Origin of the sequence: Streptomyces sp. NPDC058964, assembly GCF_042741275.1 — a bacterium.
In the GTDB taxonomy this organism is placed as follows: Bacteria; Actinomycetota; Actinomycetes; order Streptomycetales; family Streptomycetaceae; genus Streptomyces.
Genome location: NZ_JBHYKH010000631.1, coordinates 1 through 4,640 on the forward strand (window position 1 = coordinate 1; position 4,640 = coordinate 4,640).

General features: G+C 73.9%; 4 protein-coding genes and 1 pseudogene. 2 read left to right on the forward strand and 3 right to left on the reverse strand.

All coding sequences use genetic code 11. The features are described 5' to 3' along the window. The first annotated feature begins 95 nt into the window (after nt 1-95). Nucleotides 96-2,579: a Helicase associated domain protein gene (locus tag ACFW2E_RS41835; RefSeq protein WP_384475903.1), complete on the forward strand. Its 2,484-nt coding sequence runs from the start codon at nt 96-98 to the stop codon at nt 2,577-2,579. On the opposite strand, the pseudogene ACFW2E_RS41840 reads toward ACFW2E_RS41835, so the two are convergent. From ACFW2E_RS41840 to ACFW2E_RS41850, 3 genes and pseudogenes are all read right to left on the reverse strand, one after another. After that, nucleotides 2,527-2,637: pseudogene (locus tag ACFW2E_RS41840) on the reverse strand (hypothetical protein); the annotation flags it as partial. The gene ACFW2E_RS41835 and the pseudogene ACFW2E_RS41840 overlap by 53 nt on opposite strands. Nucleotide 2,638: 1 nt before the next feature. Then, nucleotides 2,639-2,821, reverse strand: coding sequence for a hypothetical protein (locus tag ACFW2E_RS41845; protein WP_384475906.1), 183 nt, complete (start codon nt 2,819-2,821; stop codon nt 2,639-2,641). Nucleotides 2,822-2,923: 102 nt separating this feature from the next. Continuing rightward, nucleotides 2,924-3,376 carry a flavodoxin family protein gene (locus tag ACFW2E_RS41850; protein ID WP_384475909.1) on the reverse strand — a complete coding sequence of 151 codons (453 nt, stop codon included), beginning with the start codon at nt 3,374-3,376 and terminating at the stop codon, nt 2,924-2,926. Nucleotides 3,377-3,810: 434 nt separating this feature from the next. Here ACFW2E_RS41850 and ACFW2E_RS41855 point away from each other — a divergent pair, with 434 nt between their 5' ends. After that, nucleotides 3,811-4,497 (forward strand): lipoprotein, encoded by a 687-nt coding sequence (locus ACFW2E_RS41855; protein WP_384475911.1) that lies wholly within the window; start codon nt 3,811-3,813, stop codon nt 4,495-4,497. Nucleotides 4,498-4,640: the final 143 nt, after the last annotated feature.

Below are 4,640 nucleotides of genomic sequence, written 5' to 3' on the forward strand. Positions count from 1 at the left end.
CCTGAAACCCGCGCGTTCGCTCTGACCCCCCGGGCTTCGGCGGCCCGCTCGGCCGGGCCCGGTGCACGCGCGCCCGGTGGACTAGGGTCGGCTCTGTGAGACTACGCCCCCACCAGCGCGAGGCCGTGGACGCGGTGGTGCGCGCTCTGGAAGCGCCGGCCGGAACCTCCCTGCCGCCGCGCGGGCTCAGGACCCAGGTCGTGATGGCGACCGGATCCGGGAAGACCCTCGTGGCGGTCCGCGCCGCCGAGGAACTGCGCGCGGGCCGGGTGCTGGTACTGGTTCCCTCCCTGGACCTGCTCGCCCAGACGGAGGCGGCCTGGCGCGCGGGCGGCCGCAGGGGGCCGACCACCGGGGTCTCCTCGCTCCGCGGCGACCAGGCGGGGTTCCCCAACACGACGGACGTCGGCGAACTGATCGCCCGGGTGCGCCCCTTCGACAGGGTCACGGTCTTCGCGACGTACGCCTCCCTCGGGCTGGGCACCCTGGAGCGGGCGCACGCGGCGGGCCTGCCGGGCTGGGACCTGATCGTGGTCGACGAGGCGCACCGGACCTCCGGGCGGCTCGGCAAGCCGTGGGCGGTCGTGCACGACAACACCCGGATCCCGTCGCTGCGGCGCCTGTACATGACCGCCACGCCGCGCCTGTGGCAGCCGGAGGAGGACCAGCCGGAGCAGGGGGTACCCGGTGAGCTGGTCGCCTCCATGGACGACGATCCGGACGGCCCCTTCGGCGCCCGCTGCCACACCCTGACGCTGTCGGCGGCGATCGACCGGGGGATCTGCGCGCCGTACCAGGTCGTGTGCGTCGATGTGACCGACACCCAGCTGCAGGCCGCCCAGCTGCTCGGTCTGGAGGGCCGTACGGACGAGGTGCGGGGAGCCAGGCTCGCCGCGCTGCAGGCCGCGCTGGTAAAGACGGCGGCCGAGGAGGACCTGCGGCGCACCCTGGTCTTCCACCATCTCGTGCGGGAGGCCGAGGCCTTCGCGGCGGGACTCCCCGCGGTCGCGGCACGGCTGCACGCGGCGGGACCGGGCCGGTATCCGCGGACGGTGTGGGCCGACTGGCTGTGCGGCGACCACGCGCCGGGGCACCGCCGGCGCGTCCTGAACGACTTCGCGCACGCAGGCGGCCCGGGAGAGCGGGCGTTCCTGAGCTCGGTGCGGGTGCTCGGCGAAGGTGTCGACACCAAGCACTGCGACTCGGTGTACTTCGCCGACGTCCGCGGTTCCCTGCCCGATCTCGTGCAGGCCGTGGGGCGGGCCCTGCGCATCCGGCCCGGGGAGGGCAAGACGGCGTCGCTGGTGGTGCCGGTGCTGCTCGGGCCGGGTGAGACCCCGGACAACATGCTCACCAGCCGGGCGTACGGGGGGCTGGCCCGGCTCCTGGAGGCGTTGCGCGCCCATGACGCGCGGATCGTGGAACGTCTGGCACAGCCGCAGGCGCCCAGCCACTCCCCCAAGGGCCGCGTCCTGGGCGAGGCGGGCGAGGAAGAAAACGATGGGGGGCCATGGGGCGTGAGTGCTCCCGCCAGGGCCCTGCTGAAGTTCTCCACACCGCGGGATCCGGCGCGGCTGGCCGCGTTCATCGAGCTGCGGGTGATCAATCCGGAGCACGCGCACTGGCGCCGCGGTGTCGAGGCGGCCGCTCTGTACGCGCGCGTGCACGGCGATCTGCGGGTGCCGTTCACGTTCCGGGTGCCCGGTGACGGGGACACCGGGACCCATGGGTGGCCGGCCTCGCTCGCCGGGTTCCCGCTCGGGCAGTGGATCGCCGACGCCCGCCGCTTCCAGGCCCGTGGCACGCTCGCCGACGACCGTGTCCGCCGGCTCGGGGAACTCGGCATGGTCTGGTCCCACTTCGACGTCGCCTGGGAGGAGGGCCTGACGGCCGCCCGCGCCTGGGCGGCCGAGCACGGCCATCTTCTGGCCCCCCATGACGCGACCCACCAGGGGTTCAGGCTCGGTATCTGGCTGAAGAACCAGCGCGCAGCCGCCCGGCGGGCCGCCGGGCGCGGGCAGCGGCCGGACGACGGCACGGCGGCGGAGCCGGTGGCGGGCGCGCTCTCGGAGGAGCGCCGCGAACAGCTCGACGAGATCGATCCGGCCTGGTGTCCGGTCTGGCCGGTGGAATGGCAGCGCCGCTTCCACCTCACCCGCCTCCACCTGACGGAGGGCGGACACCTGCCGACCGCCCCGGGCGGAACCGTCCGGCAGGGAGAGGATCTCGGCCGGTGGGTGCGCGCGCAGCGCCTGGGCTGGGACCGGCTGACCGTCGGTCAGCAGTGGCTGTGCCAAAACGTACTGGGACTTGGTCCCGCCTCCGACGAGGAGCGGCCGGGACCGCGCGTGTCCCAGGCCGACAAATGGGCGGTCAACCTGGCCGCCGCCGCGCAGTTCTACGAGCGCGAGGGCCACCTGGGCGTGCCGCGCAAGCACGTGGAGACCGTCACCGTCGGCTCCGGGGAGGACCGGCAGGTCAGGCTGGGCGCCTGGGTCGGCAACCAGCGCAGCCGCGCCGCCACGCTCAGCCCTGAACGGGTGCGGCAGCTGTCCGACATCGGTATGAGGTGGACGTAGGGAGGCGCCGGAGAGGGCCGCGGCGGAAGACCTGGTGGAGCGCGTTGTGCTCGGCCGCATCACCCTGAGGGGTGGAGGTGCCGTGGGTATTGACAGTGGTCGATGCCCTCGGGTGCCGCTCCGGCGTCGGTCAGGGCGCTGCGGATGGCGCGGGCCGCGCCGTCACCGTCCGGGTGCGGAGCGGTGAAGTGGTGGGCGTCGCAGGAGGCGCCGAAGCCCGTGAGCAGGGCCTGTACGCGCACGCCGCTGGCGGAGGATCACCGGTTGCATGAGCGGTGATCATGCGTGCTCCGCCGGAACCTGTCCGGTGCCGGCACCGCCTCCGACGCAAGCGCGGGGTCGTGTCAGCCCATCAGCCCTGCGGCGACCGTCGCGCCCAGCTCCCAGCACGACTCGATGTCGGCCTTGCCCGGCTCGCCGGTCACGGTGACCGCGTCGGCCGTGCGCCGCCAGCCGAGGCCCGTGGTGATCGATTCGATCCCCCGTACCGCGCCCGTGACGTCGTTCCCCCCGTGCACGAAGTAGCCGAAGACCCGGCCCCGGGTCTCGTCCAGACAGGGGTAGTAGACCTGGTCGAAGAAGTGCTTGAGGGCGCCCGACATGTAGCCGAGGTTCGCCGGAGTCCCGAGCAGGTAGCCGTCGGCGGCGAGCACGTCGGAGGCGGTGGCCGACAGCGCTGCCCGCCGGACGACCCGTACGCCCTCGATCTCGGGCGTCGTCGCGCCGGACACGACGGCCTCCAGCATCGCCTGGCAGTTGGGCGAGGGCGTGTGATGGACGATCAGCAGAGTAGCCACGCCCCGAACCCTGCCCTGGTCGCCCCTCCGGCCGCAAACGGCGCTTCCCCATGGGGTGTCGGGGCTGTAAGGGCAGAGACCGGCAGTTGGCGGCCGCGGGCCTGCTGGACAGACGGTCGACCGGTCGGCCGGGCGACAGCGGTGCTCCGGTCCGTGAGCAGCGGGGCGCAGTGGTTGAGCAGGGCGCGGCCGGCGTCCGGCAGGGCGACGGGCACACGGGTGATGTCCGCGCCCGCGCGGCACCGGTCGACGGCCGGCCTGCGCGCCGGGGCGTGCGGCACGAGGCCGTCGTTGGCGCCGGTCGCCACCGGACGGGACTCGCGGGCCTCGACGTGCCGATCCGCTGTTCGCGCAGCAAGTCCCGGAGTGCGGGCACGGCGCTGTCACAGCCCTCGGATACAGTGGCCCACCTGGATCGATGGGGGGAGACGGCGTTGCGGATCACTACGGGCACCGTGCGGGGCGGACTGGCTCCCGTGCTGTTGCTGGCGGGGATGCTGACGGGTTGCGCGCAGTCGCCCGACGACGACTCCAAGACGCCCGCGACCGCGCACGCCACGGGAGCCGGGGGCTCGGCCGCCAGGAGCGGCGGCACCCTCGGCGCCGCGGGCTCGGCCTGCGAGCTGCCGGTCACCTTCGACATCGCCAGGGACTGGAAGGCGAAGGCCGTCGATACCGGCGCCTCGAAGGGTTCGAGCGGTTCGAGCGGCTCCGACGGCGGACTGGCCGGGGAGCTCGCCGACGCGCTCCTCCACCAGGGCCCGGTCACCATGGCGTGCGAGATCGACGCCAAGCCCGCCGGGAACATCGGCTTCCTGCGCGTCTGGACGGGGTCGCCGGGCAACGCCGACGCCCGCTCGGTACTGCGGTCCTTCGTGGCCGCCGAGGACAACACGAGCAACGAGAAGTACCGCACGTTCCGGACGGGCGGAGTCTCCGGCGTGGAAGTCGAATACCTCTACACGAGCAAGCTCCTGGACGAGAAGAAGACGGAGAGCGCCTTCGCCGTCTCCACCCCGGACGGCCCGGTCGTGGTGCACCTGGGCGGAATGGACACGGAGGAGCACGAGGAGATGCTCCCGGCGTTCGAACTCGCGAAGCGCACGCTGCGCGTGGCCTGAGCCGCGAGGCGAGGTCCCGCGGTCACGACGAGGCCGCCGCCGTCCCCGAGCAGTTCGGGCAGGGCGGCGCGGGCCGCCGGGGTGTCCGTGAAGACCGGGCGTACCCCGCGCAGCACTTCGGCGAGCGCGCTGCCCGGCCGCAC